Genomic DNA, 2,229 nt, shown 5'->3' with positions numbered 1-2,229 from the left:
ACTTCGGCAAAGCGATCCAGTGTATCCCTGGTCTCCGATTCAGTCGGCTCGATCATCAGCGCTTCCGGCACCACCAGCGGAAAGTAGATCGTCGGTGCATGGAAGCCGTAGTCCAGCAGGGCCTTGGCCATGTCCAGGGTCTTTATGCCGCGCTGTTTCTGCCGGTCGCCCGACAGGACGAACTCATGCATAATGCCTTCGCCATAGGGCAGGTCGAATATATCTGTCAGGCGGGCCTTGAGATAGTTGGCGTTAATGATGGCCCTACGTGAAATGTTTCGCAGCCCTTCCTCTCCCAGGCTGAGAATGTAGGCATAGGCCCGCACCAGCATGGCAAAGTTGCCATAAAAGCCGTGTACCTGGCCGATGCTATGGGGGGCCTTCTCTTCCCAGTGGTAGCTCCCGTCAGGGGCGCGCTCGACCAGTGGTCTCGGTAGGAACTCCACCAGCCGCTCCACCACGCCGATGGGACCAGCGCCAGGCCCGCCGCCACCGTGGGGCGTCGCAAAGGTCTTGTGCAGATTGATGTGGGTGATGTCAAAGCCCATGTCCACCGGACGGGTAAGGCCCATGAGCGCATTGAGGTTGGCACCATCCATATACATGATGCCGTCAACGCCGTGAATAAGCTCGGTGATGGCGGTGATCTCATCCTCAAACAATCCCAGGGTGTTGGGCTGGGTAAGCATCATGCCTGCGACCTCGTCGCTGAGCTTGCCTTTTAGATCAGACAGGTCCACGCGGCCGCGGGGATCGGTAGCCACCTGCAACGTCTCATAGCCGCCCATGACCACGCTGGCGGGGTTGGTGCCATGGGCCGAATCAGGGATAATCACATATCTGCGTGGTGACCCCTTCCGGTTGTGGTAGGCCCGCATGAGCAGCACTCCCACCAGTTCTCCCTGGGAGCCAGCCGCCGGCTGGAGGGTAAAGCGGCTCATACCGGTGATTTTCTTGAGGGCCTCCTCGAGCTCAAACATGAGCGCCAGTGCCCCCTGACAGCCTGCCTCCAGTTGCCCGGGATGCAGCCCGCTGAAGCCGGGCAGGGCCGCCAGGGCATCATTCACCTTGGGATTGTACTTCATGGTACAGCTGCCCAGGGGATAGAGGTTCTTATCGACGTGGTGGTTCTTGGCGGACAGATTGATATAGTGACGCACCACCTCCGGCTCGGAGACCTCCGGCAATTCAGCCGGGACTTTGCGGACCAGGTGGGCCGGCAGGACGTCAGTTGGCTCGGTGGCCGGAACGTCCGACGGGGGCAGCTTGATGCCCACCCTTCCCGGTACCGAACGGTCGAAGATGAGTAGGGGCTCAAGCTTCATCGGATTTTTTAATAAACTTTGCCAGAACTTTCGGAGTAGCCTGGATAGCTGCCTTTAGTTTTGAACTATCCTTTCCCCCGGCCGTACCCAGTATGGGTGTGCCGCCACCTCCACCCTTCATTTCCTTGCCCAATTCCTTTGCTAATTCACCGGCCGGATAACCATCCTTCAGATCCTCGGTCACGGCTACGACCACCTGAGGCTTGGCCTCCATAACGGTTGCCAGTACCACCACCGCGCTCTTTAGCCGGTGCTTCACGGCCACCGCCAGGTCTTTGAACTGATCCATATCAACCATCTCACCCACATGGGCCGATACGAAGGGGATACCGTGGACTTCCTGTTTCTGCTGTACGAGCTCTCCCACCTGGTCGTGGGTCCGGTCCCGGGAGGCCGCCTTAAGGCGGCGGGTAAGCTCCTTGTTCCTGTCCCGTTCCTTTAACAGTTCCGCTTCCAGAGCCTGGATGCGTTGGTCGAAATATGGTTGTACATGCTCGCCGGTCACGGCCTCGATGCGCCGCACGCCCGCCGCCAGAGCCGTCTCCGAGGTGATCTTGAAAAAGCCGATGTCACCGGTGCGGTCCACGTGGGTGCCGCCGCAGAGCTCCATGCTGAAGCCCGGAACTTCCAGAATCCGGACCTGATCGCCATACTTTTCGCCGAATATGGCCACGGCACCCCCCCGGCGGGCTTCATCGTACGCCCGTATCGAGGCCTTAACTTCGTGATTCTCCCGGATAACCCGGTTAACGATTACCTCGATCTCGGCTAGCTGGGCCGGGGTGACCTTTTCATAATGGGTGAAGTCAAAGCGCAGGCGGTCAGGGGCTACCAGGGAGCCGGCCTGCTGCACGTGTTCGCCCAGCACCATCTTGAGGGCCTTGTGCAGCAGGTGGGTGGCGGT

General features: G+C 59.8%; 2 protein-coding genes. Both read right to left on the bottom strand.

Annotated elements, in window-relative coordinates:
• A partial coding sequence (gene gcvPB / locus ACETWG_11795) for an aminomethyl-transferring glycine dehydrogenase subunit GcvPB (protein ID MFB0517268.1) occupies nucleotides 1-1,325 on the bottom strand: 1,325 nt, incomplete at its 3' end.
• Nucleotides 1,315-2,229, bottom strand: a 915-nt coding sequence (locus tag ACETWG_11790; GenBank protein ID MFB0517267.1) for a DHHA1 domain-containing protein, incomplete at its 5' end; no start/stop codon positions are given. The genes gcvPB and ACETWG_11790, both read right to left, overlap by 11 nt.

This window comes from Candidatus Neomarinimicrobiota bacterium (assembly GCA_041862535.1).
Classification (GTDB): domain Bacteria; phylum Fidelibacterota; class Marinisomatia; order SCGC-AAA003-L08; family TS1B11.
Note: the sequence above shows the minus strand (reverse complement) of the source record. Positions and strands in the feature narration are given on the sequence as shown.